The sequence below is a fragment of the Pseudomonas sp. SIMBA_041 genome (assembly GCF_046535095.1).
Taxonomy (GTDB): domain Bacteria; phylum Pseudomonadota; class Gammaproteobacteria; order Pseudomonadales; family Pseudomonadaceae; genus Aquipseudomonas; species Aquipseudomonas mucoides.
Genome location: NZ_JAWRXJ010000442.1, coordinates 1 through 264, shown reverse-complemented (window position 1 = coordinate 264; position 264 = coordinate 1). Strand labels below are relative to the sequence as shown.

The following is a 264-nucleotide window of genomic DNA, read 5'->3' as shown; positions in this document are numbered from 1 at the left end:
AGCCCTTCCACCGCCCCGCCCGACTCGACGCCGCGGATCGACGAGCACCAGCCGAACTGCTTGAACGAGCGGTTGATGTTGGCGGCCATCGCGTAAGCCGAATTCGCCCACGTGTAGCGGTCGTGATTCGCGGCGTCGGTGTCTTCCTCGAAGTCGAATTCGTCGACCGGATTGGTGCGCGCGCCATACGGCAGCCGCGCGAGAAAACGTGGCATCGCGAGGCCGACGTAGCGGGAATCCTCCGATTGCCGCAGGCTGCGCCAC

Annotated in this window: 1 protein-coding gene; it reads right to left on the bottom strand. The window is 65.9% G+C overall.

Annotated features, from left to right (window positions below):
* On the bottom strand, window positions 1–264 hold a 264-nt coding region (locus SB725_RS31840), incomplete at both ends, for a type VI secretion system contractile sheath domain-containing protein (protein ID WP_410923439.1).